This is a genomic window from Dyadobacter diqingensis (genome assembly GCF_024220585.1).
Taxonomy (GTDB): Bacteria; Bacteroidota; Bacteroidia; order Cytophagales; family Spirosomataceae; genus Dyadobacter; species Dyadobacter diqingensis.
This window is the reverse complement of sequence record NZ_JAMXKF010000001.1, coordinates 244,702-267,395: the sequence shown is the minus strand read 5'-3', so window position 1 is coordinate 267,395 and position 22,694 is coordinate 244,702. Positions and strand designations below refer to the sequence as shown.

Here is a 22,694-nt window from a genome sequence, read left to right as displayed (position 1 = left end):
AATTTACAATAGTAAACATGTGCAAATCTAATACAAAGACTGCTAACGACCGCAAAAGGTTGGAACTGCGACGAAGAAAAATGAAGAAAACTTAGTGAATGGTAGTAAGTACTTAGGTTAAATAGGATTAATACTATATTAAACAAAAGAAATTTTATCGAAGCCTTTAAATTACTTTTGGGTTGAATCGTATTAATTTGGCCGCGATGAAAAAGCTGACACCTTGTTATTTTGTGTAAACTGATTTTTGACACGGTAATTTCTTCATAGAAAAGAACTATTCAACCCCAATATTAAAATCTCCGCCCATCACCAGCCTGGCATCGATCGGTGCTTCGCTTCCGGGGATGAGTAATCCTTTGATTTTGCCAGTTTTCCCTTTGCTTAATAAATCGTAAACATGTTTGTCAGTCAGTTTTTTACCCATCAACTCGAAAGGGATTTTAAAGCCGCAAACCTGAAAATTTCCACATCCATAGGCCGTTTTACCCTTTTTTAATAAATGTTCCTTACACTTGGGGCATTTCAGGGTTTCAATCGATATTTCCTCCTTAGGTTCTTTGGGTTTGGGTTCCTTTTTGACCTTTTCTTCTTTTTCGATCACTGCCGGAACTTCCTGTGAAATGCTGATCATGCCGCCACGGTTCGATAAAACTTCTTTGGTCAGGTCCACCACCATCTGGATAAGCTCCTGTTTGAAGGTTTCCATCGAGTATTCGCCTTTTTCGATCAACCGCAGTTTTCTTTCCCAGTTTCCGGTCAGCTCTGCGCTTTTTAGCAGTTCGTTCTGAATGGTGTCGATCAGGTCAATTCCTGTTTGAGTGGCAAAAAGGTTCTTCTTTTTCTTTTCAATATATTTTCGTTTGAAAAGCGTTTCGATGATATTGGCGCGGGTGGACGGACGGCCAATTCCGTTATCTTTCAAAAGCTCCCGCATTTCCTCATCCTCAACCATTTTTCCGGCCGTTTCCATTGCGCGAAGTAATGTTGCTTCTGTGAAAGCCTTAGGCGGCGAGGTTTTTCCCTGGTGTATACGTGGTTCGTGCGGGCCGCTCTCGCCCACGACAAACTCAGGCATTAACTTTTCTTCTTCCGCCGCTTCTTTTTTTGCGCTGGCATCATTGGCATAAACCTCACGCCACCCCGGTTCAAGAATCTGCTTTCCGGTTGCTTTAAATTCGACCTGTCCCACTTTTCCCAGAACCGTTGTATTGGATACTTTACATTCAGGATAAAATGCAGCGATAAAACGCCTTACGATCAGATCATAAATCCGTTTTTCATCAATACTGATATGATTTGGGAAAACGCCCGTAGGTATGATGGCGTGGTGATCTGTTACCTTTTTATCATCAAATACCGTCTTTGACATCGGAATCGGCTTTTCCAGAAGCGGTGCTGTCAGGTTGCTGTATGGTTTCAGGTCCTGTAAAATACCGGCAATTTTCGGATGCAAATCTTCGGAAAGATAAGTGGTATCAACCCTTGGATAGGTGACAAACTTTTTCTCGTATAAATTCTGAATATGTTTGAGCGTATCCTCGGCAGAATATCCGTATTTTTTATTTGATTCAACTTGCAGGGAAGTCAAATCAAATATCCTCGGATTACCTTCTTTTCCTTCTTTTCTTTCGAAGGAGGTAATTTCAAAAGGATGTTCTTTTAAATATATCAACCCTTTTTCAGCCTTTTCTGCTTTTTTGATCCTGTCAATGGTTGCAGTAAATTCCGTTTCCCGGTATATTGTTTTTAACTCCCAATACTCTTCAGATACAAAAGCGTTGATTTCTTTCTGCCGCTGTACGATCACGGCCAGCGTCGGAGTTTGCACCCGTCCGATCGATAACACCACTTTTCCCTGACCAAATTTTTTGGTGAAAAGCCTGGTCGCGTTCATGCCCAACAGCCAGTCGCCAATGGCCCTGGCGCTGCCGGCGGCATAAAGATTATTGTATTGTTCGCTTTCTTTAAGTTTCTCAAAACCCTCGCGGATCGCCTGTTCGGTCAGTGACGAAATCCACAAACGTTTGACGGGCACAGCACATTTGGCTTTCAGTAAAACCCAGCGCTGAATCAGCTCTCCTTCCTGGCCCGCATCACCGCAGTTGATAACCTCTTCTGAGTTTTTAACAAGGTTTTCGATCACCCCAAACTGTTTGAGCGCGCCGGGATTGTCAATAAGTTTAATGCCAAAGTTTGCAGGGATCATCGGCAGATCTTCCAGTCGCCATGATTTCCAACGCTCGTGATAATCGTGCGGCTCTTTCAGGGTACAAAAGTGCCCGAATGTCCACGTTACCTGGTAACCGTTTCCTTCATAATAACCATCCTTACGCTGTTTTGCTCCGAGCACTTCGGCTATATCTTTCGCTACACTTGGCTTTTCAGCTATGCAAACTTTCATATTCGTTGTGTCAGATTACTTTGGTCAAACAACCTTGGCAGTCTGAAAAATTCAGTTTATGCTTCAATCATTTTGGGAATGCAAAGGTCAGGAAAATTTCGGGAAAATATGGTTTTCATTTTATCGGGTGATGGCTGCGCGTGGGATGGGGCGGGTACAAGACCCGCCCCTACACCGCCCATACGATGGATTGTTATTGTTCCAATTCAGCCAGATTTGTTTTCAGTTCGGCCAGATTTGAATCGGGTAGTTCTTTGAAGATTATTCTCGCAATCAGATAAATAGCGCCCACAAAGATGGCGTTTGCGATAACGATCAATACTGATTTTGTCCAGCCATAAGTTTCGAAATTACGGACCATCAGAGAAACACCTAAAAGAAAACCGATCACCATGCTGATTTTCCAAACCGTATCCATGACAGACTGATAGGTTTCATGCAGCTGAATAATCCTTTGCAAACTTTCGCGAAGATTACTTTTTGTAAGGCGCACTTTGCTGATGGAAATAATTTCACGGACTATAATTTCAAGTCCCGCTACTACCAGCATCGCGTAAGCTATTGCCGGGACATATTCGTACCAGTTATGATAATCAAAAGGATTGCCGGCTACAATAGCGATAAAAAGTGTGAGTAATCCGGCAAAGTAAAAAGCCAATTTTTTTAGCTTGTCCTGGATTTTGGATACAGTGCTTTTGGAATGCTCTTTCATCATGGAAAGCGCCATTTGTTCACTCAATTGATGCGTTGCGGCCACTTTTTCATCCAGTGATTTCCAGCCCGCTTTAAGTTCGTCAAGGTTCATTGTTGTAGTATTTAAAAGGTGGTAGATTTCATTATTTTTTCAAGTTTTGCTTTGATCCGGTTGAGCTTTACGCCAACGTTCGACTTGCCGATACCCAGGATGATCGCCATTTCTTCATAGCTTTTTTCTTCCAGATACAGCAGCACAACTGCTTTTTCGATCTGCGTTAACTGGTCGATGGCTTTGTAAAGCACGGTCGTTTCAGGGGGCATGTCATCAGTGTCCGATAAGTCGGGTAGGGCAGCTTCAAGATGGGAAAAGGCGACAGAAGGTTGTCTTTTTTTCTCTTTTCGGTAGTTGGAAATGGCCGTATTCATCCCGATCCTATACATCCAGGTGCTCATATTGGACTGGTGTTTGAAAGAGGGGTAAGCCTTCCATAATTGAAGCACAATTTCCTGAAACAGATCCTGCCGGTCGGCGGCTTCCTTGCAATACACCCTGCATATTTTGTAGAGAATCCCTCGATTCAGATTCAGCAGGTTGATAAATTCTTTTTCCATTATCAATTCGGTCGTGTTTGTAAGGTTAGTCGCAGGAAGAGGAAAAAAATTACATGTTTCAAGGTAAAGTTTTTCAGCGTCTAACCCTATTTGCCATCTGTTCGGCTCGCATGGGATTTTCTGGCTCAGCGTTTATGACGCATTTCAATTCATAAGACCTAAAATAGTAGCCACTCGGCATCTGAAATTTGTAACTGATTTTGTATTTTGAATAAATGTTTCGTTTAAACCCGAGAAAATGGATCAGAATTTTTCCGTAGAAGCGGCCAAAGTAGCTTATGGAAAATTACTTGCAAAAGGTAACACAAAACCTGGGGCGGCGGCAAAAAGCGAAAAAACAAACAGTAGAAAATTGAGATGGAGTGAAATTCGCACGATGCAGACAGGTATTGATCTTTTCCAAACCAGCATTCCGTTTAGTTTGGAAGAGGAGCTCTATCTTAAAATTGAAGGTACTTTTTGCGAGTATCATGTCTGCACCGCACTGATTGTTTCCAGAATTGACGAAGAGTATCACTTTGAAGTATTCAGCCAGTTTATTGATGAAGAATCAGCGGATGAAAATCTTGATTATTCTTTTAACCGGGTGGAGATTACTGAGGATATATTCGGGAATTTGATTGATGCATATTATTACAAGAATAAAAAAGTAGGAATTTTGACCCGTAATGAATCGGAGGGTGATGTCACCAAGGAATTTGAATGGTATAAGCGTTCGGAAAAAGATGACGTTTTAGATGGCGAAGCGTTCATATTATTATACAAAGAAAAGCTGTTTTTTAAATGGTTAGCGGATGGACAGTCGGGTCCGCGAATCCAAAAGTTTGGCTCCGCCTTTGGGTCTGTTTGGTTCCGTGATCCCGACATCGCATTTAAAAGTGAAGATCCGGAGTGAGTTTTTTTGTTAAGTCAAATTTCGCTAAACCTGATTTGTAATCAGGTTTTTTCGGTTCAGCGTTTGCAACGCGGATTTCGGATTGATTTTGACAATTTGGCTTTACAAAATCGGTCACCCCTACGGGGTTTCCACGTCGTGGCGTGCGTATCTTTTCTATAATACTGTCATCCCTTCGGGATTGGGAGATTTGGTTTGCGTGTTTTTTTGACAGAGCTATCTATGAGTTTTGTTTATTCCAAATACGCTGTGGTAGATAGCTTTGATTAAGGCTATTTCCCAAATTTACAAATAGTATCTTACGTATAGATTTGATAAAATTTACCAGAGCAATGGGTTGGTTATTATTTATTCGCAATCGTCTCGTTGTACATAGGTTTGATCGCATTTCACCAATTGTGCAAATTCACAAACCCGAAGGGTTGAAAGTATTATAGCAAACGTTGTAAGATTCACGAGTCAAAACCTCGAAGAGGTGACAGAGCAGAATCCGGAAAATTAGCATAGTTATCCGGAAAATTCTTCACCCGTTTGACGTAAAAACGAATGTAGATGTACGAAGTAACAAACTAATTTATTACTTGCGGAAAGAACGCTAACTCCATCTCATGAAAGGTAACTTTAACAACCGAATCGCCATATTTTCATTCAAAACACTGGCCCTGATTTTATTATTATCTCCATTATCCGCTAGTGCTCAAAGTAAAACCGCTGAAAAGAGTAAAGACCCAAATCAGATCATTCAGGAAGAAAAATTCATCGAAATCAATGGAATTGAGCAGTGGGTTACAATCAAAGGAGACCGGTCAAAGCCTGCGATACTGTTTATTCACGGTGGTCCTGGTAGTCCCATAAGCCCTTACTCGGATAACCTTTACAAAGAATTTGAAAAGGATTTTATCATCGTACAATGGGATCAGCGCGGTAGTGGAAGAACTTTCGGAAGGAGTGCGCCACCAGAACTGACACCGGAATACTTACAGGCCAATCCACTGACGCTGGATCAGATGGCAAATGACGGGGTCGTTTTAACTCAATATCTTCTGAAACATCTTGGCAAGCGCAAACTTATTCTTTTTGGCACATCCTGGGGATCTGCGCTCGGGGTGAAGATAGTCTGTAAACAACCGGATCTTTTTTACGCCTATGTTGGACATTCACAAATCGTCACGCCGGGTATCGATCCGGTTTTGTATGATAAGCTTTATAAAATAGCGGAAAGTAAAAGTGACAAGGATGCGCTGGATGTTCTGAATGCGATCGGAAAACCGCCATACGATAGAGCGAAAAAGACAGGTCAGCTGCTAAGGATCGTGAAAAAGTATGAAAAGGCTGCTTCTGAACCGGCTCCTGAGGATTGGTTTGTGGAGTCTCCTGCTTACAACAACGAAAAAGACAGCCAAAACCGGGCTGACGGCGATGATTATTCGTTCGTGAATTATACAGGGGACAGTAAGTTGGGAGTAGCTTCGATGAGTGCTGGCATTGATCTGATGCGGGACAATGCGGAGTTTAAAGTTCCGGTGTACTTGATTCAGGGAAACGAGGATATTTTAACGCCCAAAGAGGCATCGGAAAAGTATTTCAGTCATATTAAGGCTCCTCAAAAGAAATATTATCTGCTGCCAAAGACCGCACACGGTTTCAATAAATATGTATTGGATACACAGTATAAAATATTTAAAAGCATAAAAACAGATAATCGTTAACGCTGATTTTTAATAGGCTGTCCAGGTGAGGGGACTACATGCGGTTTTTTCAGATTTATATTCCCGAGGCAGTATGGTGATGATAACAATATCATAACCCAGGCAAAACTTTGAGGTGAAACGAAATTTTGATTTTTGAACAACCAATTCAAAAATCAAATGCAGCGAAGAAGCTTATTGAAAAACATTGGTTTGATAGCAGGTGGCTTGTCGCTTCCTGTAATCTCGGAGGCGCGGCAACCGCTTGTGGCTCCCACGCGTGCCCTGCGCATAGCACATTTGACCGATATTCATATTCAGCCTCATTTGATGGCCGCACATGGTTTGGGTAAATGTCTCCATCATTTGCAATCGCTGGATATAAAGCCTGATCTTATTTTCAACGGTGGGGATGTAGTGATGGGTTCGCGGAATGTGACCCAGGAAAAATCTGAAAAAGAGTGGGCACTATACCACAAGGTATTTAAAAATGAGAATTCACTCCCTGTTTTTACCTGTGTCGGAAATCACGATATCTTGTGTAAAGATCATTCCGTAACCTCATTTTCAGATGGTAAAAGCCGCGCGAAAGATCATCTGGGATTAGCACAGGCCTATTACAGTTTTGATCAGAGCGGCTGGCATTTTATCGTGCTTGACAGTGTGCATGTCAAAGATGAGGGGGCAGGTTATATCGCCAAACTCGACGAGCAGCAAATGGATTGGCTGCAAAAGGATTTGGAGAAAACCGCATCGGCAACACCCGTTATGATCGTCTCACACATTCCGATCCTTTCCGCCTGCGTGTTTTTAGACGGGCAAAATGTTAAATCAGGCGACTGGCATGTGCCTGGCGGCTGGATGCACACCGACTGCGGCGATCTGGTCAGGCTGTTTCATAAGCACAAAAATATAAAGCTGGCTATCAGCGGGCATATTCATTTGCTTGATCAGGTGGTGTACAACGGCATTACTTATTGTTGCAACGGAGCGGTTTGCGGAGATTACTGGTTTGGTAAAAATCAGCAGACCAAACCCGGTTATGCTGTTATTGATTTGTTTTCTGACGGCTCTTTTACCAATCAGTACATGGGGTATCCCAGACTTTAAATAAAAACGGTTTTGGCAGCTCGCTGAGCCACCAAAACCGTTGAGGGATTTATATTAGAGCAATGCGCCGAGTGCTTCTTTGGAGAAACCAACAAGTTCTTCGGTTTTATTGTCATGGATTTTTTTAACCCAGTTAGGATCGGCCAGGATTGGGCGACCCACAGCTACAAGGTCGAAGTCACCACGGTCGAAGCGGCGTATTAGTTCGTCTAGCGAGCTTGGCTGAGAGCTTTCTCCTGCAAAAGCGGCCAGGAATTCTCCGTTCAAACCCACCGAGCCAACGGTGATTGTTGCTTTACCCGTTAGTTTTTTAGCCCAGCCGGCAAAGTTAAGGTCTGAGCCTTCGAATTCCGGCTCCCAGAAACGGCGCTGTGAACAGTGGAAAATATCCACGCCCGCTTCTGCCATAGGAACCAGCCATGAGGCCATTTCTTCGGGCGTTTTGGTTAGTTTGAAATCATAGTCGGCCGGTTTCCATTGAGACAAACGCATGATGATGGTGAAGTCTTCACCCACTTGTTTTCTTACTTCTTTGATCACTTCAATCGCAAAACGGCTGCGCTCAGCTATCGTTTTGCCACCATACTGATCGGTACGATTGTTAGTCGCTTCCCAGAAGAACTGGTCGATCAGATAACCATGCGCCCCGTGAATTTCAACGCAATCAAAACCCAGACGTTTCGCATCTGCTGCGGCGCGTCCAAAAGCAAGAATTGTATCCTGTATATCCGTTTCGGTCATAGCCCGCCCATTAGCCAGGTTAGGATTGTTGTATTCAGAAGGTCCCTCGAAAGGAACCGCTGGTGTCCATCCGCTGTGGTGGTTGTACATCACACCCATATGCCAGATCTGCGGGCCCATGCTACCGCCTTCTGCGTGAACATCGTCAATTACTTTTTTCCAGCCTTCCAGCGCTTTTTCACCATGAAAATGCGGAACATTGGCATCATTGGAGGATGAAGGCCTGTCAATGACAGTTCCTTCGGATAAGATCAAACCAACCTGCCCGGCTGCCCTGCGACTATAATACGACGCTACTTCTTCTGTCGGAACGCCATCTGGTGAAAATGACCGCGTCATGGGGGCCATAACGATCCTGTTTTTAATATTAAGTGATTTCAAGCTAAACGGCTTGAATAATTGTTCAGAACTCATATATGTAAGGTTAATAATAATACTAGATTTCGGTTTCGATCATTTTGCTGAGTGCAGCAAATGCCTCGTCGTTCCTTTTGTAATAGGTCCACTGTCCAATGCGGGTGGCTTCGATCAGTCCGGCTTTTTTCAGTATGGTTAAATACTCGGAAACTGTCGACTGAGTCAGTCCTGCTTTTTCCTGGATCATGCCCACGCAAACACCCGCCTCGTTACGGTGCTCTGCCGCGAAATGCAGTTCAGGATTTTTAAGCCAGTTCAGGATCTGCAACCTGGACTTATTGGAAAGGGCCTTGAAAATTTCAATCTGGTCCATATTGCTGAATATTGGAATATCGAGACTTCTCGATATTCCAATGAACATGGCTAATATTCTGAAAAGTTCCGTGGCGGGATAAGAAAAAATTAATACGTTGAAAAGAAAACAGCCGGTTAACAGGGTAGATAAGTCTGGATTTTCTCCTCATTCACCGCTTTTCAACCAAAGATATTTGCCTATGTATTATGAGAAATCAGGTGTTAACATGCTTTTTTATAGCCGTTAAATAAGTCCGCGCCATTTATTTTCAATTATTTTTAAAATTTTTTAAAAATAATTTTGGATTTGAAATTCTGAAAATCCACACGCCATAGAAAATTCTGAAAATCAGTTCAAAACTAAAATGTTCATTGGTTATTACCGGTGACGAAATGTAACTGATATGCAAACGAATTAAAGACGAAATATGATGATATGAAAAAATCAAGATTTATTAACTAAAAATAAGTCAATTTATTGGTATAATACAATTATGTATAATTCTAATGCTTTGGTTTTGAGGCTTAAATTGACGGTTTTCCCGGAATATAATTTTGTTTTAATGTGCGCTGAACGTTTGTATTCGGAATATTGTATTATATTTGTACTCGAAATAAGAGTTGAAACAATACAAAAACAAAAACAAACACAACAATGAAAAATACAATGAACATTTTGGCCGGTGCTATGATTGCAATGACCATTTCTACTTACGCAACTGCTAATACAGAAGATAAAGCAATCGTTTCTTCAATCAACAAATCTCTTCCTGTTTCAGTAACAGTTTTGGAAACACCTGCTCCTCAAAAAGCAACCGTTACAAAAACTCAGAATTACACTGCTCCTCAAAAAGCAAGCATTGTAGAGCTAAAATTGAAAAGTGATTCTAAGAAATAATTTGAATTAAGCGGGGGCCTCCGGAGAAGGAGGCTTTTATTGGCGGGGTGAAAAAAGGGGGATCGTATCTTCCTTTTTTTGTTTTATGCCCAATAGCGAAGCGCACGTACATTTTTACTTTTTGTGCGGTAAAATTAAAGTTCTCATGGCTTTTAAAATGAAGTACCTAACACTTCAAAGCCATGCGCAAAAAACTGCCTGTCCTTTCTGTTCTCTGCTTTTCAATCCTGTCTGCCTGTATTTCTTTGTCCGTAAAAAGGGAGGAAGTTCTTTTTAATGGTAAAAACTTTCACGGTTGGGAAGGGGACACCGTCAAAACCTGGCGCATTGAAGACGGAGCCATTACAGGCGGATCGCTACGGGAAAAGGTAGATCATAACTATTTTTTGTGCACTACAAAAACCTACGACAATTTTGTAATCCGATTAAAATTCAAACTTTCGGGTACGGAAGGTTTTATTAACACCGGTGTGCAGTTCAGAAGCGTGAGGGCTGCAAAACCTGATTACGAGATGATTGGCTACCAGGCAGACCTGGGAGATGGTTACTGGGCGAGCCTTTATGACGAATCCAGAAGAAACAAAACCTTGGTGAGTCCGGATTCTATGCTGATCAAAAAAATACTGAAAACCGGAGACTGGAATGATTACGAGGTCAGATGCGAAAACCGCCGCATTCGTATTTCGCTTAATGGCCGGCAGACCGTAGATTATACTGAATCCGATCAGTCGATTCCTCAAAAAGGGTTGATCGGGTTGCAGATCCATGGCGGTGGAAAGGCGCAGGTTGCCTACAAAGATATTGTTTTACAGGAATTGTAATTTTACGCTATTTCTGCTTTTTGAATTTTAGCTCCACTTTTGTCATCTGCGGATAGTTGTAGGCGGTGCTCTGCGTTTTCATGCTGAAAGATTCGTCTGAAACATCTTTTGGATCAATGTTCCATTCTCCGCCTTTTGCCGCGGCAGTATCAGCCGAGAATACGGTGATATTCTTCGGATTTACCCGCCATTTCAGGAGCATTGGTTTGGAATCGCCAATGAAATAACCAGAGAATGATCCGTCTTTGGTAAAACTCACGGTTTCCATATAGCGCTCAAAGCTGATGCCGCCAAACTGTTCGATCAGTTTTCCATCCTTGAAAACCGGTGCATCGTTGGCGTAAATCTCATCAATAAACCATTTGGGATTGCCTGTTAGTTTCTCTGACGCTTCCACGGGATCTTTCGCCGTTTTATTACATGCCATTAAAGCCGTTGACAAGATCAGTACGAACGTAAGAATTTTCGGTAAATACATATATTTCGATGGTTTTATACGGGGTTCAGGACAAATAACCGCTTTTATGTCAGAAATGCCAAAAGCCATTATTTGCTAACAATTTGATAACGGTTCAAAAATCACGATTGTCAATTTAAAATCAAAAATTGCCGGCTAATTTCAATTACAAGCTTATGAAATCTATTTTTCTGGCCGTTTTGGCCGGCAGTTTAATTTTGGCCGCTAAGGGTTTTGCCCAGCAGAAACCCGAAGTTCAGGCGCACCGGGGAGGCATGGCGCTTTATCCTGAAAATACCGTGGCCGCGATGATCAATGCTGTAAAACTTGGCGCGAGGACTTTGGAACTTGACTGCGTGATCTCGGCAGACGGGAAAGTGGTCGTTTCTCATGACGCTTACATGTCATCGGAATTTATGCTCAGACCGGACGGGTCGGTGATTGCCAAAGATCAGGAGAAAAGTTTTGCCTTATATAAAATGCCCTACGACAGCATTCGGAAATTTGATGGGGGAAGCAAGCCGCATCCGCGTTTTGCCGAGCAGAAAAAAATGAAAACCTACAAACCATTGCTGGCAGATCTGATTGACAGTGTGGAAACTTATGTCAGAAAAAATAAGCTGAAACCGGTGTTTTACAACATGGAAACGAAAATATCTCCACAGGGAGACGGCATTTTCAACCCCGCGCCTGATGTTTTTGTTTCTCTGGTGACGGAGGTAATCAAAAAGAAAAAAGTGACCGACAGGACTACAATCCAGTCGTTTGACATCCGCACGTTGCAGGTTTTACATAAGGAAAAAGCAAAGGTGAAGTTGGCGTTACTGATCATGAATAAGGACAGTTTTGATGACAACCTTAAAAAACTGGGCTTCAAGCCTGATATATACAGTCCATATTATACGCTTGTCAATGAGGAGTTGGTTAAGCAGGCACATGACAACGGCGTGCAGGTTTTACCCTGGACGGTAGATGAAGAAAAGGATATGAAACAGCTGGCCGCTTATGGCGTGGACGGGATCATCACCAACCAGCCCGACCGCATGATCCGCCTCTTTGGCAGCTACCAGAAATAGTAAGCACAAAGCAGAAATTCCGCGCTAAACCGATCGCCGAAAGCCGACTGCCGAAGTCTTCTGATAAATTATTACTACCGCCGGTGAGTTTTATGAACTCGCCGGCTTTTATTTTATCGGGCACAATTTTAATGTTATCGAAAGAATTGTTGTTACCTGATTTTAATACTTATCTAAACCAATTTTATGAAAGCAATCTGGAACGATCAGGTGATCGCCGAAAGCAGTAACACCGTTGTGGTAGAAAACAACCATTATTTTCCCCTCGAATCTGTAAACGAGGCCTATCTTATTCCTTCGAGCAAGTCTACAACATGTCCCTGGAAAGGCGAGGCTTCCTATTACACATTGGAAGTAGACGGTAGCTCGAATGCGGATGCGGCATGGTATTATCCTCAACCCAAGGAAGCTGCCGAAAATATTAAAAATTATGTTGCCTTCTGGAAAGGCGTTCAGATACAGTCCTGATTAACGATCCCGATATGAAAAAGTACGACGCTATTGTAATTGGCTCCGGCCAGGCAGGCACACCGCTGTCAAAAAGACTTGCCAAAGCAGGCTACAAAACAGCGCTTATCGAAAAAAGATGGGTGGGTGGTACCTGTGTTAATGATGGCTGCTCACCAACAAAAGCGATGGTGGCTTCTGCAAAACTTGCCTGGTCGGTAGCCAACAGCGATAAACTTGGTATTCATGTCGGGAGTTATACCGTTGATCTGGACGAGATCCTTGCGCGGAAGGAAGCCATTGTTCAAAGAATGCGCGGAAATTCCGAGAAGGGAATTTTGGAAACAGACAACCTGGATCTTATTTACGGATCGGCCTATTTTTCAGCGGAAAAGCAGATCACTGTGAAGCTTAATGATGGCGGAGAACAGGTTCTTCAGGCCGACAAGTTTTTTCTGAACACAGGAGAAAAACGGCGATTCCCGATATTGACGGGATCCGCGAAACAGGTTATCTGACATCAACCACCATCATGGAACTGGAAGAAATTCCCGAACACTTGCTGGTGTTGGGTAGTGGTTACATTGCCCTGGAATTCGGGCAGATGTTTCGCAGGTTCGGTAGTAAAGTCACGATTCTGGAACGCTCGGAGCGTATTCTGCATAAGGAAGATGAGGATATTGCAGAGCAGGTTATGGATATTTTTTCGGAAGAAAACATCGAGATTATCACCGGTTGTGAGGTGCAGGCCTTTAAGAAAACAGATAAGGGAATAACCGTTTCGCTGCAAGTTAAAGGCAAATCAAAAACGATTTCCGGCTCTCATGTGCTCGTTGCGGCTGGCAGAATACCTCAGACGGACGACCTGCGACTGGGTGTGGCAGGCGTGAAGATGGACGAAAAGGGGTATATCCGGGTGAACGGAAGGCTGGAAACTTCTGTTGAAGGCATTTATGCACTTGGTGATGTAAAAGGCGGACCGGCTTTCACGCATATTGCATACGATGACTACCGTGTGATCCGAACCAACCTTTTGGAAAAAGGTAAAGCCTCGATCACCAACCGGATTGTTCCCTATTGCATGTTTATTGACCCGCAACTGGGCCGTGTTGGAATGACCGAGCAACAGGCAAAGGAAGAGGGCCTGGATGTTATCGTTGCCAAAATATCCAATACCAGTGTGGCCAGATCCATCGAAACCGCAGATACGCGCGGGATGATGAAGGCGGTTATTGATAAAAAGACAGGGAAGATTCTCGGCGCTACGGTACTGGCCGAGCAGGGAGGAGAAATCGTGACGATTTTGCAAATGGCGATGATGGGTGGTATTACTTATCAGCAAATCAAGGAAGGTGTATTTGCGCACCCGACCTATGCAGAATCGCTCAATAATTTGTTTATGACACTCGACAAGTAAATTTACAAGGTGCGAAGGGGTTGAGGCGATGATTTGTTTTGCTTAACATGATAATAACCCAGACGGACCCCGATGATCATTGCCAACAATATCAGTAAAGATTTTAATGGAATTCAGGCAGTAAAAGACGTTTGCTTTCAGGTGAACGAAGGGCAGACGCTGGTATTACTTGGCACGAGCGGATGTGGCAAAACCACTACCCTGAAAATGTTAAACCGGTTAATTCAGCCTTCATCGGGTTCTGTGCACATCAATGGAGAAGATATTTTTTCCTTAAAACCGGAAATACTCAGGCGCAGTATCGGGTACGTATCTCAAAATAACGGACTTTTTCCGCATTACACGGTGGCTGAAAATATTGCCATTGTTCCCAAATTAACAGGCTGGGACAAAAACAAAATCTCGCAAAGATCTCATGACTTGTTAAAGCAGCTTAAACTTCCTGCGGGGGAGTACGCCGGTAAATATCCTGACGAATTAAGCGGAGGACAAAAGCAGCGCGTTGCACTGGCGCGCGCTTTGGCCGCAGATCCGCCGGTTCTGCTGATGGATGAACCTTTCGGGGCGCTGGATCCAATCACCAGAGCGGGCGTGCGAAAAGAATTTTTGGAACTGCCTGAGTTAAAAAGTAAAACGATTGTGCTTGTGACGCATGATGTGCAGGAAGCATTTGAGCTCGGCGACCAGATTTGTCTGATGGATCAGGGAAAAATTATTCAGACAGGCACGCCAAAGGATCTGATCTTTCGTCCGGCAAGCGATTTTGTAAGAAATTTTCTTAGTCATCAGCGTCTGCAACTGGAATTGAGTTCGCTTAAATTTGAAGATATCTGGCACCGGTTGCCAGACGCACCATCCGGACTGGAAGCTGACTTAAACAGTATTCAGAGTCTGTGGGAAGGGATGGAGCTGCTCTCGGAGAAAAAGCAGGAAAAGCTGCTGGTTGGCCATGCAGATAATAGTGCTGTTAAGGAAATTACCATACAGACCATTCAGTCTGTTTATCTTGAAATGAAAAGAAATCCATGAGCGAGCAGCAGAGTTTATGGCAGTTTATGGTCCAGCAGTCGGATAAACTGCTGGACCAAACCATCGCGCATATTGGTCTGACCTGTATATCGCTGGTGATTGCCGTAGCCATAGGTCTTCCGCTTGGCATCTGGATTGCGGAAAGAAAACGGGCTGCCTGGGTGGTATTGGGTATTGCGGGCGTTTTGCAGACGATTCCGAGCATTGCTTTGCTGGGTTTCATGATCCCGCTTCTGGGGATAGGTGCTTTGCCGGCAATTGCAGCGCTTTTTCTTTATGCACTGCTGCCCGTGATCCGAAATACTTACACCGGAATTACCGGGGTGGATCCTGCCGTGACAGAGTCTGCCGTAGCGATGGGGATGAATAAATGGCAGATTTTGCTGAGCGTTCAGCTGCCGCTGGCCATGCCTGTCATTCTGGCGGGTATCAGAACGGCGACGGTCATTAACGTTGGTGTGGCAACGCTGGCTGCCTACATTGCGGCGGGCGGGCTGGGTGAATTTATCTTCGGCGGTATCGCGCTGAACAACACGAACATGATTCTGGCAGGAGCCATTCCGGCTGCGTTATTGGCGATTCTGCTGGATTTTTTGCTTTCCCTATTTCAGAAAGCCAGGTTAAAACGTATGCGGAAAGTGGCGGTTATTCTGCCTGTTTTGCTGTTATTGTTATCTTCATTCTATATTATTCCCTACACGCAGGAGAAAATACTGGCCGGTTTTACCCCCGAGTTTATGGGACGTCAGGACGGTTATCTGGGATTGAAGTCAAAATACAGGCTCAATATCCCCACGGTTGTGATCAGCGATGCGGTCATGTATAAGGCTGCATTTGAACAAAAGCTGGATGTCATCAGCGGTTATAGTACCGACGGGCGCCTGAAAGCTTATGATCTGGTGACGCTTGAAGATGACAAGACGATTTTTCCCCCCTATTACGCCGCGCCGCTGGTCAGGCAAGATGTGCTGGCTAAATATCCGCAGTTAAAGCCAACACTTGAACTGCTTTCGGACCTGATCAACGACTCTGTAATGACTGAGCTTAATTACCGCGTCGATTATGAAAAACAGCTTCCCGAAAAAGTTGCGCTGGATTTTATGATGGCAAAAGGGCTTTACAAAAAGCCGCAAAGTGGGGCGTCAGAAGGCATAATCCGATTGGGATCGAAGATTTTTGCAGAACAGTATATCCTGATCAATATCTATAAAATGCTGATCGAAGGCAATACGAATTTAAAAGTTGTGACAAGGACAGGGCTCGGCGGAACAAAAATCTGTTTTGATGCATTAACCAATAACGAGATTGACATGTACCCCGAATACACTGGTACCGGCCTTCTGGTGATCTTAAAACCGGACAAAAAAACGCTTGATCCGATTATTTCGGACCGCAATAAAGTGTTTGATTTTGTTCAAAAGCGGTTTTCTGATCAGTATCAATTAAGCTGGCTAAAACCCATTGGCTTTAATAACGCATATGCCTTGATGATGCGCCGGGCTCAGGCACAGTCATTGAGTATTAAGACTATTTCAGATTTAAAAAGTTATTTGTCTAATGAAAACCACCAACATTAGAGAAAGATATAACCTTGTCAGAAAGTATACTGAACAGATTTGTCAACCTCTCGAAACGGAAGATTATGTGCCGCAGCCGGTCCCGTTTGTAAGTCCGCCCAAATGGCATCTGGCCCATTCTACATGGTTTTTTGAAACCTTTATTTTAAAAAATTACCTGACGGATTACCAGGTTTTTGACCAGAGTTTCAACTACTTGTTCAACAGTTATTACAACAATGTCGGCGACCGCGTTTTGCGCACCGACAGGGGAAATATTACGCGCCCCAAGGTTAGTTATGTGTATGCTTACCGCCAATATGTGGATGAGCATATGAACATTTTGCTGGCGACCTTATCAGATGAAAAGGCGCTGTTGATGATTGAGCTGGGACTGCATCACGAGCAGCAGCATCAGGAATTGCTGATCACAGATATCAAGTATATTCTGGGGCATAACCCTGCGTTTCCGGTTTACGAGCCAGACCATAATCTGGTTGATGACCTCAACGATGAAACCGGTTTTGTACAGATTTCCGAGGGAGTTTACGAAATAGGGCATCAGGGTGAGGGCTTCTGCTTTGATAATGAATTGGGGCGTCACAAGGTTTATGCACAGGATTTTGAAATCAGCAAGGCGCTTGTTACCAATGAGGAATATATGGCGTTCATGGAGGCGGGCGGTTATCAGGATTTTAATCTTTGGCTGGATGAAGGCTGGTCCTGGGTGAATGAAAACAACCTGAAGGGGCCGATGTACTGGCACAAGATTGACGGTCAATGGCACTATTTTACCCTGGCAGGTTTGCAAAAAGTGAATCCGAAGGCAATTTTGAGCCATATCAGCTTTTTTGAAGCGGCCGCTTATGCACAATGGAAGGAAATGCGCCTGCCAACGGAATTTGAATGGGAGATTGCCTCTTATCATTTTTCCTGGGGAAAACGCTGGGAATGGACCAATAGCGCCTATCTGCCGTACCCCAATTTTACAAAAGCGAAAGGCGCGGTAGGGGAGTACAATGGCAAGTTTATGATTAACACCATGGTGCTCAGAGGTGCTTCCGTAGCTACATCACCCGAGCACAGCAGACATACTTACCGTAATTTTTTCCACACCAACGAACGCTGGCAATACACCGGAATCAGGTTGGTGAAATAGCTATCGGCTATCAACTGTGAAACCTGATGTCTGATTGCCGACAGCTGAAAGCCGGCTATCGGCAGTCCTTTAAACTTACTACCCAATGACTAACGAGACTTTTGCAAAGGATATAGATCAGGGGCTTCGGGCTCCCTTTAAACATATTTCGTCCAAATATTTTTACGATGACATCGGCAGCGTGATCTTTCAGGATATTATGAAAATGCCTGAATATTACCCGACGCCCTGCGAGTTTGAAATTTTATCGGTTCACAGGGAGGATATTATTCAAAAACTTGATTTTCATGAGCCGTTTAATATCATCGAATTTGGCGCGGGAGACGGCATGAAAACGCGTCAGTTATTAAAAAAGCTGATCGAGAAAAAGGTTGATTTTACCTATGTGCCGATTGATATTTCGCAAAAAGCCATTGATGAGCTCGAAGCGAACATGATCAGCCACCTGCCAGGCCTGAAAATAAAATCGCTGGTGGGAAATTATTTTTCAATGGTCGAGGAACTGGCGATGTTTAAAAAGCCGGGTTTGTTTTTATTTCTGGGAAGTAATATCGGCAATTACACCGATCCCGAAGCCAATGAGTTGCTGGGGCAGTTTAACAGCCACATGCGCAAGGGAGATAAGTTGCTGATCGGTTTTGATTTGCAGAAGAACCCCGCCACGATCCGTAACGCCTATGACGACAGCCAGGGCATTACCAAAGCTTTCAACATGAATTTGCTCCAAAGGATCAACCGCGAACTTGGCGGCAATTTTAAGAAAGAGTTTTTTGATTTTTACTCGCATTACAACCCGGTCAACGGGGAAGTGCGCAGTTATCTGGTCAGTTTGAAACAGCAGGACGTGCATTTGAATGCCACTGATAAATGTTACTCGTTTCGGCAGAATGAATTGATCTGGACTGAATTATCCAAAAAATACACGTTTTCGGAAATTGAAATGCTTGCCAAAGTAAGCGGATTCAGGCTGATCGAGAATTTCATGGATTGCAAGCATTATTTCACGGACAGTTTGTGGGTCAAGGACTGACTTATTGATTTGGCCAGCACGTCTGCAACAATAGCCCGCGAATTTTCACTAATTTAGCTTATAATAACTACGTCTGAGGAATTGCCGTCCGGCGTTTTATTGAGAACATCCGATAAACCAGATCCTAAAAAACGATTGTCATGAGGGAAGTCGCCATAAAACCGGTTACGGTTGAAGATTTGAAAAACATTGAAGTTTTAAAGGAAGTACCGGAAGAACAGCTGCAATGGTTTATTGATGAAAGCGAGCACAGGATTTTTGCCGAGGGCGATTTTTTTGCAAAAGCCAACGATCCGATCGTCCACACGCACATCATCATTCGCGGCAGGGTGGAGTTTTACCGGCTTCAGAATAATGAAAAACTGTTGATAGCCGATTTGGAGGCAGGCGGCATTACGGGACTTTTACCCTTTTCGAGGGCTAAAACCATTTTGGCCAATGCGATGTGCCGGGAAGAAACCGAGGTGATTTCTTTGCCCAGAGAAAAGTTGAGAAATCTGATTCAGCTTAACTATGAACTGACGCAGGTTTTTGTTCACGTCATGGCTTCGCGGATCAGGGAATTTACGGAAAGAGAGCAGCAGAGCGAAAAAATGATGGCACTGGGAAAGCTTTCAGCCGGACTTGCCCATGAGCTTAATAATCCCGCGGCAGCTATTGTCAGAGGTTCTGTTTCGCTGGAAAAGCATTTGCAGTGTCTGCCGGATGCCTTCAAACAGCTTATATCAATCAGACTTGATACCGCTGACGTCGAGAGTGTAAATGCAAAAATCCATAAGGCCCTTGAAAATAAGGAGCGCCCGGCGCTGACCATGATGGAGCGTGCTGACAAGGAAGATGAAATCACCGACTGGCTGGACGCTCAGGAAGGAATCAAAAATGTATATGATATGGCCGAAAATTTTGTGGAATTCGGTCTTTCGATTGAGGATCTGGAAGAAATAAAAAGCTATATACCGGCAGGGAAATTGTCTCCGCTGCTGATCTGGATCAACAACAGTTTTACAACGGAGCGGATGGTTTCTGAAATCGGACTGGCCTCTAAAAGAATCTCCGAGCTGGTCAATTCGGTAAAAACCTTTACCCACATGGATGGCGGCGGCGACAAGATCTTTGCTGACATCCGCATCGGGATCAGGAATACGATGATCATGCTCAATCACAAGATCAAAAAAGGAAATATTACCGTCGTTGAAGATTATGATGAAACGCTGCCGCCTGTGAAAGCGATGATCGGCGAGCTCAATCAGGTATGGACCAATCTGATCGATAATGCTACGGATGCTTTGGAAGGCCGCGAAAACCCGGAGCTGACGCTAAAAACAAGGCGCGACAGAGAATTCGTTTGTGTTTCCGTGATTGATAACGGCGTGGGTATTCCCGATGAGATCCGTAAAAAAATATTTGATCCTTTTTTCACCACAAAAAAAATCGGGGAGGGGACCGGTTTGGGGCTGGATGTGGTTTCCCGCATCGTAAAACAGCATAAGGGAACAATAAGCGTTAATTCGGAGCCGGGCAGGACCGAGTTCGTGGTTTGCTTTCCAATCAAGGGGTAAGTTGTATTTGAATAGTTAACTAAAAAAACAATCATGGGGTTGCCAATTATTTTTTCAATTGATGATGATGCGCAGGTATTGAGGGCCATCACCCGCGACCTTAAATCGAAGTATAGGGATCATTACCGCGTTCTCAGTACTTCTTCTGTGAAGGAAGCGCTGGAAAGTTTGCTGGATCTTCAAAATAAAGGAGAAGAAGTAGCCATTTTTATATCTGACCAGCGGATGCCCGAAATGCAGGGCGTGGACTTTCTGCAAAAGGCCAGAGAACTTTTTCCGGACGCGAAGCGCGTTTTACTGACAGCATACTCGGATACGGATGCGGCCATCAAGGCAATTAATGACGTTCGTCTGGATTATTATCTGATGAAACCATGGGATCCGCCGGAAGAAAAACTCTACCCGGCAATCGATGATTTGCTTAATGACTGGCAGGCTGGCTACCGTCCGGATTTTAAAGGGATTAAAGTCCTGGGTTATCAGTTTTCACCGAAATCGCATCAGATCAAGGACTTTTTATATGGAAACCTGATCCCTTATAACTGGATGGATATCGAGTCCAGTGAACAGGGAAAACAGATTTGCTCGACCAATAATTTTGAAACAGCCGATTTTCCTGTTGTTATTTTCGAAGACGGATCGCTGGCTAAAAACCCGTCTGTGCTTGATATTGCCACTAAAATCGGCTTAAATGCTGCGGTAAAACAGCAGGTTTATGATGTGATCATCATCGGAGCAGGGCCGGCAGGACTTGCGGCTTCGGTGTATGGTGCTTCGGAAGGGTTAAGCACACTGCTGATCGAAAGAAGAGCGCCGGGCGGACAGGCCGGTACGAGCTCGCGTATTGAGAATTATCTTGGCTTTCCTTCCGGTTTGAGCGGTGCAGACCTGGCCCGAAGGGCGGTGACGCAGGCAACCCGTTTTGGGACGGAAATTCTGTCTCCTCAGTCTGTTAAGGAAATAAAAATTAAGGATAAGTATAAAACGATCGTTCTGGAAGACAATACAGAAATAAATGCCAAGGCTGTGGTGATTACCACGGGCGTGGATTATCGTAAACTGGAAACGAACGGCATCGAGGAATTTACCGGCAAGGGCGTTTATTATGGCGCTGCCAATACGGAAGCGACCTCTTGTGGTAATAAGGAGGTTTATGTTTTGGGAGGAGGAAATTCTGCCGGGCAGGCGGCTATGTATCTTTCCAAATTTGCTAAGCATGTCTACATTGTGATACGTAAAAATGATTTGACTTCTTCGATGTCGTCCTATCTGATAGACCAGCTTGCGGCGACTGAAAATGTGCAGATTCTGGGATGTACTGAAATTGTGGAAGCCTGTGGCGACAAACATTTGCAAGGGCTGAAACTGGTTGATTTAAATACCAGCGAGCAGCGTGCTGTTCCGGCCGACGCATTGTTTATTTTTATCGGAGCCAAACCTTATACCGATTGGGTTGGGTTGGAAATCATTAAAAACAGTAAGGGCTTTATTGAAACAGGGCGTGACATGAACAGTTACAGCCAGTTCAAACAGGTTTGGAAAGTGGATCGTGACCCGTATCTTTTGGAGACAAGTTCACCGGGGATTTTTGCGGCAGGTGACGTGCGTGCCGGGGCGATGAACAGGGTTACTTCTGCCGTTGGAGAGGGTTCTATGTCAATCAGTTTGGTTCATCAATATTTAAGCGAAATATAATGGCAGAGCAGATTTGCAGTCACATCAGTGCAATTACTGACGTAAAGACGGCTGAAAAACACGAGTGCGAAGAATGTGTGAAAACAGGAGGCAGATGGGTACATCTTCGTACCTGCCAGACTTGCGGCGTAACACTTTGCTGTGACTCTTCCCCGTCAACCCACATGACCAAACATTATAACGCCACAGGGCATCCGGTTGTAAGCTCGGCTGAACGCGGTGAAAATTGGTTGTGGTGTTACGAGGATGAATCTTTTGTCGAGTACGATTAACAAAAAGCGATCATTATCCGCTGGAATCACTGGAAGCGCACTCAGGTGCGCTTTTTTCGTTTAAAGCATACTTTAAACGGTCGTTTTTGCCAATAAGTATATCATTTCAAGGTTACGAAGCTATCGGTAAAATGCTGTAAGTGAATGATTTGTGGTGTTTTTTTTGTTGCCTTGCAGACTGATGGATGTATATAGGTATTGAACTACGAAATCATCCTTGATGATGTAAATTTTTGGATTGTTAATAATACTTATACATCTGATGAAATTGCTAGACTTCATCACCATCTTGTGCTAATTCATTTTTTTCTAATGGAAATGGCAGAAATTCACGACTTATTACTGATATATTACTGTAAGATCTTAACACTAATTCAGTCTTTCAGATATTGATTCTACGACATCTTTGTTAAAATTGTAA

The 22,694-nt window shown here is 43.8% G+C and carries 21 protein-coding genes and 1 pseudogene; 16 read left to right on the top strand and 6 right to left on the bottom strand.

Features of this window, described 5'->3' with window-relative positions:
* Positions 1-277 precede the first annotated feature (277 nt).
* From M1L62_RS01080 to M1L62_RS01070, 3 genes are all read right to left on the bottom strand, one after another.
* Positions 278-2,404, bottom strand: a complete 2,127-nt coding sequence (locus M1L62_RS01080; RefSeq protein ID WP_254411151.1) for a type IA DNA topoisomerase — start codon at positions 2,402-2,404, stop codon at positions 278-280.
* A gap of 193 nt (positions 2,405-2,597) precedes the next feature.
* Positions 2,598-3,209 carry a hypothetical protein gene (locus M1L62_RS01075; protein WP_254411150.1) on the bottom strand — a complete coding sequence of 204 codons (612 nt, stop codon included), beginning with the start codon at positions 3,207-3,209 and terminating at the stop codon, positions 2,598-2,600.
* Positions 3,210-3,220: 11 nt separating this feature from the next.
* On the bottom strand, positions 3,221-3,712 hold the full coding sequence (locus tag M1L62_RS01070) for an RNA polymerase sigma factor (RefSeq protein WP_254411149.1): 492 nt from the start codon (positions 3,710-3,712) through the stop codon (positions 3,221-3,223).
* A gap of 238 nt (positions 3,713-3,950) precedes the next feature.
* On the opposite strand from M1L62_RS01070, the gene M1L62_RS01065 reads away from it, so the two are divergent.
* The 3 genes from M1L62_RS01065 to M1L62_RS01055 all read left to right on the top strand — a co-directional run bounded on the left by M1L62_RS01065 (position 3,951) and on the right by M1L62_RS01055 (position 7,405).
* On the top strand, positions 3,951-4,607 hold the full coding sequence (locus M1L62_RS01065; protein ID WP_254411148.1) for a hypothetical protein: 657 nt from the start codon (positions 3,951-3,953) through the stop codon (positions 4,605-4,607).
* 608 nt (positions 4,608-5,215) lie between these two features.
* Positions 5,216-6,316, top strand: coding sequence for an alpha/beta hydrolase (locus tag M1L62_RS01060; RefSeq protein WP_254411147.1), 1,101 nt, complete (start codon positions 5,216-5,218; stop codon positions 6,314-6,316).
* 159 nt (positions 6,317-6,475) lie between these two features.
* Positions 6,476-7,405, top strand: a complete 930-nt coding sequence (locus M1L62_RS01055) for a metallophosphoesterase family protein (protein ID WP_254411146.1) — start codon at positions 6,476-6,478, stop codon at positions 7,403-7,405.
* 54 nt (positions 7,406-7,459) lie between these two features.
* Here the strand turns inward: M1L62_RS01055 and M1L62_RS01050 are convergent, their stop codons facing one another.
* Together M1L62_RS01050 and M1L62_RS01045 are read right to left on the bottom strand one after the other, a co-directional pair.
* A complete protein-coding gene (locus M1L62_RS01050) occupies positions 7,460-8,560 on the bottom strand; it encodes an NADH:flavin oxidoreductase (RefSeq protein WP_254411145.1) in 1,101 nt (366 codons plus the stop codon).
* Positions 8,561-8,582: 22 nt separating this feature from the next.
* Positions 8,583-8,876: an ArsR/SmtB family transcription factor gene (locus M1L62_RS01045; RefSeq protein WP_254411144.1), complete on the bottom strand. Its 294-nt coding sequence runs from the start codon at positions 8,874-8,876 to the stop codon at positions 8,583-8,585.
* Positions 8,877-9,512: 636 nt separating this feature from the next.
* Between M1L62_RS01045 and M1L62_RS01040 the strand changes: the two genes are divergently transcribed.
* Both M1L62_RS01040 and M1L62_RS01035 read left to right on the top strand, forming a co-directional pair.
* The gene (locus M1L62_RS01040) at positions 9,513-9,755 is read left to right on the top strand and encodes a hypothetical protein (RefSeq protein ID WP_254411143.1); all 243 of its coding nucleotides are present in this window, start codon (positions 9,513-9,515) and stop codon (positions 9,753-9,755) included.
* Between the two features lie 182 nt (positions 9,756-9,937).
* A complete protein-coding gene (locus M1L62_RS01035; protein WP_254411142.1) occupies positions 9,938-10,576 on the top strand; it encodes a 3-keto-disaccharide hydrolase in 639 nt (212 codons plus the stop codon).
* Positions 10,577-10,583: 7 nt separating this feature from the next.
* Here the strand turns inward: M1L62_RS01035 and M1L62_RS01030 are convergent, their stop codons facing one another.
* Positions 10,584-11,054 carry a hypothetical protein gene (locus M1L62_RS01030; protein WP_254411141.1) on the bottom strand — a complete coding sequence of 157 codons (471 nt, stop codon included), beginning with the start codon at positions 11,052-11,054 and terminating at the stop codon, positions 10,584-10,586.
* Between the two features lie 155 nt (positions 11,055-11,209).
* Between M1L62_RS01030 and M1L62_RS01025 the strand changes: the two genes are divergently transcribed.
* The 11 genes and pseudogenes from M1L62_RS01025 (at position 11,210) to M1L62_RS00975 (ending at position 22,273) form a co-directional block, all read left to right on the top strand.
* On the top strand, positions 11,210-12,109 hold the full coding sequence (locus M1L62_RS01025) for a glycerophosphodiester phosphodiesterase family protein (RefSeq protein WP_254411140.1): 900 nt from the start codon (positions 11,210-11,212) through the stop codon (positions 12,107-12,109).
* A gap of 186 nt (positions 12,110-12,295) precedes the next feature.
* A complete protein-coding gene (locus tag M1L62_RS01020; RefSeq protein ID WP_254411139.1) occupies positions 12,296-12,577 on the top strand; it encodes a DUF427 domain-containing protein in 282 nt (93 codons plus the stop codon).
* A gap of 14 nt (positions 12,578-12,591) precedes the next feature.
* Positions 12,592-13,502 (top strand): annotated as a pseudogene (locus tag M1L62_RS29685) (FAD-dependent oxidoreductase); the annotation flags it as partial.
* Positions 13,503-13,637: 135 nt separating this feature from the next.
* Positions 13,638-13,973 carry an oxidoreductase dimerization domain-containing protein gene (locus M1L62_RS29680; protein ID WP_374760292.1) on the top strand — a complete coding sequence of 112 codons (336 nt, stop codon included), beginning with the start codon at positions 13,638-13,640 and terminating at the stop codon, positions 13,971-13,973.
* A 72-nt stretch (positions 13,974-14,045) separates the two neighbouring features.
* Entirely contained in the window at positions 14,046-15,002 is a 957-nt protein-coding gene (locus M1L62_RS01005; protein WP_310589955.1) for an ABC transporter ATP-binding protein, read from the top strand.
* Positions 14,999-16,579 (top strand): ABC transporter permease/substrate-binding protein, encoded by a 1,581-nt coding sequence (locus M1L62_RS01000; protein WP_254411136.1) that lies wholly within the window; start codon positions 14,999-15,001, stop codon positions 16,577-16,579. Before M1L62_RS01005 ends, M1L62_RS01000 begins: the two co-directional genes overlap by 4 nt.
* A complete protein-coding gene (gene egtB / locus M1L62_RS00995) occupies positions 16,560-17,717 on the top strand; it encodes an ergothioneine biosynthesis protein EgtB (protein WP_254411135.1) in 1,158 nt (385 codons plus the stop codon). Before M1L62_RS01000 ends, egtB begins: the two co-directional genes overlap by 20 nt.
* Positions 17,718-17,802: 85 nt before the next feature.
* Positions 17,803-18,747 carry an L-histidine N(alpha)-methyltransferase gene (locus M1L62_RS00990; RefSeq protein ID WP_254411134.1) on the top strand — a complete coding sequence of 315 codons (945 nt, stop codon included), beginning with the start codon at positions 17,803-17,805 and terminating at the stop codon, positions 18,745-18,747.
* A gap of 140 nt (positions 18,748-18,887) precedes the next feature.
* Positions 18,888-20,306 (top strand): sensor histidine kinase, encoded by a 1,419-nt coding sequence (locus tag M1L62_RS00985; RefSeq protein WP_254411133.1) that lies wholly within the window; start codon positions 18,888-18,890, stop codon positions 20,304-20,306.
* Positions 20,307-20,339: 33 nt separating this feature from the next.
* Positions 20,340-22,001: a response regulator gene (locus M1L62_RS00980; RefSeq protein ID WP_254411132.1), complete on the top strand. Its 1,662-nt coding sequence runs from the start codon at positions 20,340-20,342 to the stop codon at positions 21,999-22,001.
* Positions 22,001-22,273: a UBP-type zinc finger domain-containing protein gene (locus M1L62_RS00975; protein WP_254411131.1), complete on the top strand. Its 273-nt coding sequence runs from the start codon at positions 22,001-22,003 to the stop codon at positions 22,271-22,273. The genes M1L62_RS00980 and M1L62_RS00975 overlap by 1 nt, the downstream gene beginning before the upstream one ends.
* Positions 22,274-22,694 lie beyond the last annotated feature (421 nt).

What these genes read in the sequence shown, in the direction of transcription:
- M1L62_RS01055 (WP_254411146.1), top strand. Translation starts at nt 6,476, where the DNA reads ATGCAGCGAAGAAGCTTATTGAAAAACATTGGTTTGATAGCAGGTGGC.
- M1L62_RS01050 (WP_254411145.1), bottom strand. Translation starts at nt 8,560, where the DNA reads ATGAGTTCTGAACAATTATTCAAGCCGTTTAGCTTGAAATCACTTAAT.
- M1L62_RS01065 (WP_254411148.1), top strand. Translation starts at nt 3,951, where the DNA reads ATGGATCAGAATTTTTCCGTAGAAGCGGCCAAAGTAGCTTATGGAAAA.
- M1L62_RS01060 (WP_254411147.1), top strand. Translation starts at nt 5,216, where the DNA reads ATGAAAGGTAACTTTAACAACCGAATCGCCATATTTTCATTCAAAACA.
- M1L62_RS29680 (WP_374760292.1), top strand. Translation starts at nt 13,638, where the DNA reads ATGTTTATTGACCCGCAACTGGGCCGTGTTGGAATGACCGAGCAACAG.
- M1L62_RS01045 (WP_254411144.1), bottom strand. Translation starts at nt 8,876, where the DNA reads ATGGACCAGATTGAAATTTTCAAGGCCCTTTCCAATAAGTCCAGGTTG.
- M1L62_RS01080 (WP_254411151.1), bottom strand. Translation starts at nt 2,404, where the DNA reads ATGAAAGTTTGCATAGCTGAAAAGCCAAGTGTAGCGAAAGATATAGCC.
- M1L62_RS00985 (WP_254411133.1), top strand. Translation starts at nt 18,888, where the DNA reads ATGAGGGAAGTCGCCATAAAACCGGTTACGGTTGAAGATTTGAAAAAC.
- egtB (WP_254411135.1), top strand. Translation starts at nt 16,560, where the DNA reads ATGAAAACCACCAACATTAGAGAAAGATATAACCTTGTCAGAAAGTAT.
- M1L62_RS01070 (WP_254411149.1), bottom strand. Translation starts at nt 3,712, where the DNA reads ATGGAAAAAGAATTTATCAACCTGCTGAATCTGAATCGAGGGATTCTC.
- M1L62_RS00975 (WP_254411131.1), top strand. Translation starts at nt 22,001, where the DNA reads ATGGCAGAGCAGATTTGCAGTCACATCAGTGCAATTACTGACGTAAAG.
- M1L62_RS00980 (WP_254411132.1), top strand. Translation starts at nt 20,340, where the DNA reads ATGGGGTTGCCAATTATTTTTTCAATTGATGATGATGCGCAGGTATTG.
- M1L62_RS01075 (WP_254411150.1), bottom strand. Translation starts at nt 3,209, where the DNA reads ATGAACCTTGACGAACTTAAAGCGGGCTGGAAATCACTGGATGAAAAA.
- M1L62_RS01030 (WP_254411141.1), bottom strand. Translation starts at nt 11,054, where the DNA reads ATGTATTTACCGAAAATTCTTACGTTCGTACTGATCTTGTCAACGGCT.
- M1L62_RS01020 (WP_254411139.1), top strand. Translation starts at nt 12,296, where the DNA reads ATGAAAGCAATCTGGAACGATCAGGTGATCGCCGAAAGCAGTAACACC.
- M1L62_RS01040 (WP_254411143.1), top strand. Translation starts at nt 9,513, where the DNA reads ATGAAAAATACAATGAACATTTTGGCCGGTGCTATGATTGCAATGACC.
- M1L62_RS01000 (WP_254411136.1), top strand. Translation starts at nt 14,999, where the DNA reads ATGAGCGAGCAGCAGAGTTTATGGCAGTTTATGGTCCAGCAGTCGGAT.
- M1L62_RS01005 (WP_310589955.1), top strand. Translation starts at nt 14,046, where the DNA reads ATGATCATTGCCAACAATATCAGTAAAGATTTTAATGGAATTCAGGCA.
- M1L62_RS00990 (WP_254411134.1), top strand. Translation starts at nt 17,803, where the DNA reads ATGACTAACGAGACTTTTGCAAAGGATATAGATCAGGGGCTTCGGGCT.
- M1L62_RS01025 (WP_254411140.1), top strand. Translation starts at nt 11,210, where the DNA reads ATGAAATCTATTTTTCTGGCCGTTTTGGCCGGCAGTTTAATTTTGGCC.
- M1L62_RS01035 (WP_254411142.1), top strand. Translation starts at nt 9,938, where the DNA reads ATGCGCAAAAAACTGCCTGTCCTTTCTGTTCTCTGCTTTTCAATCCTG.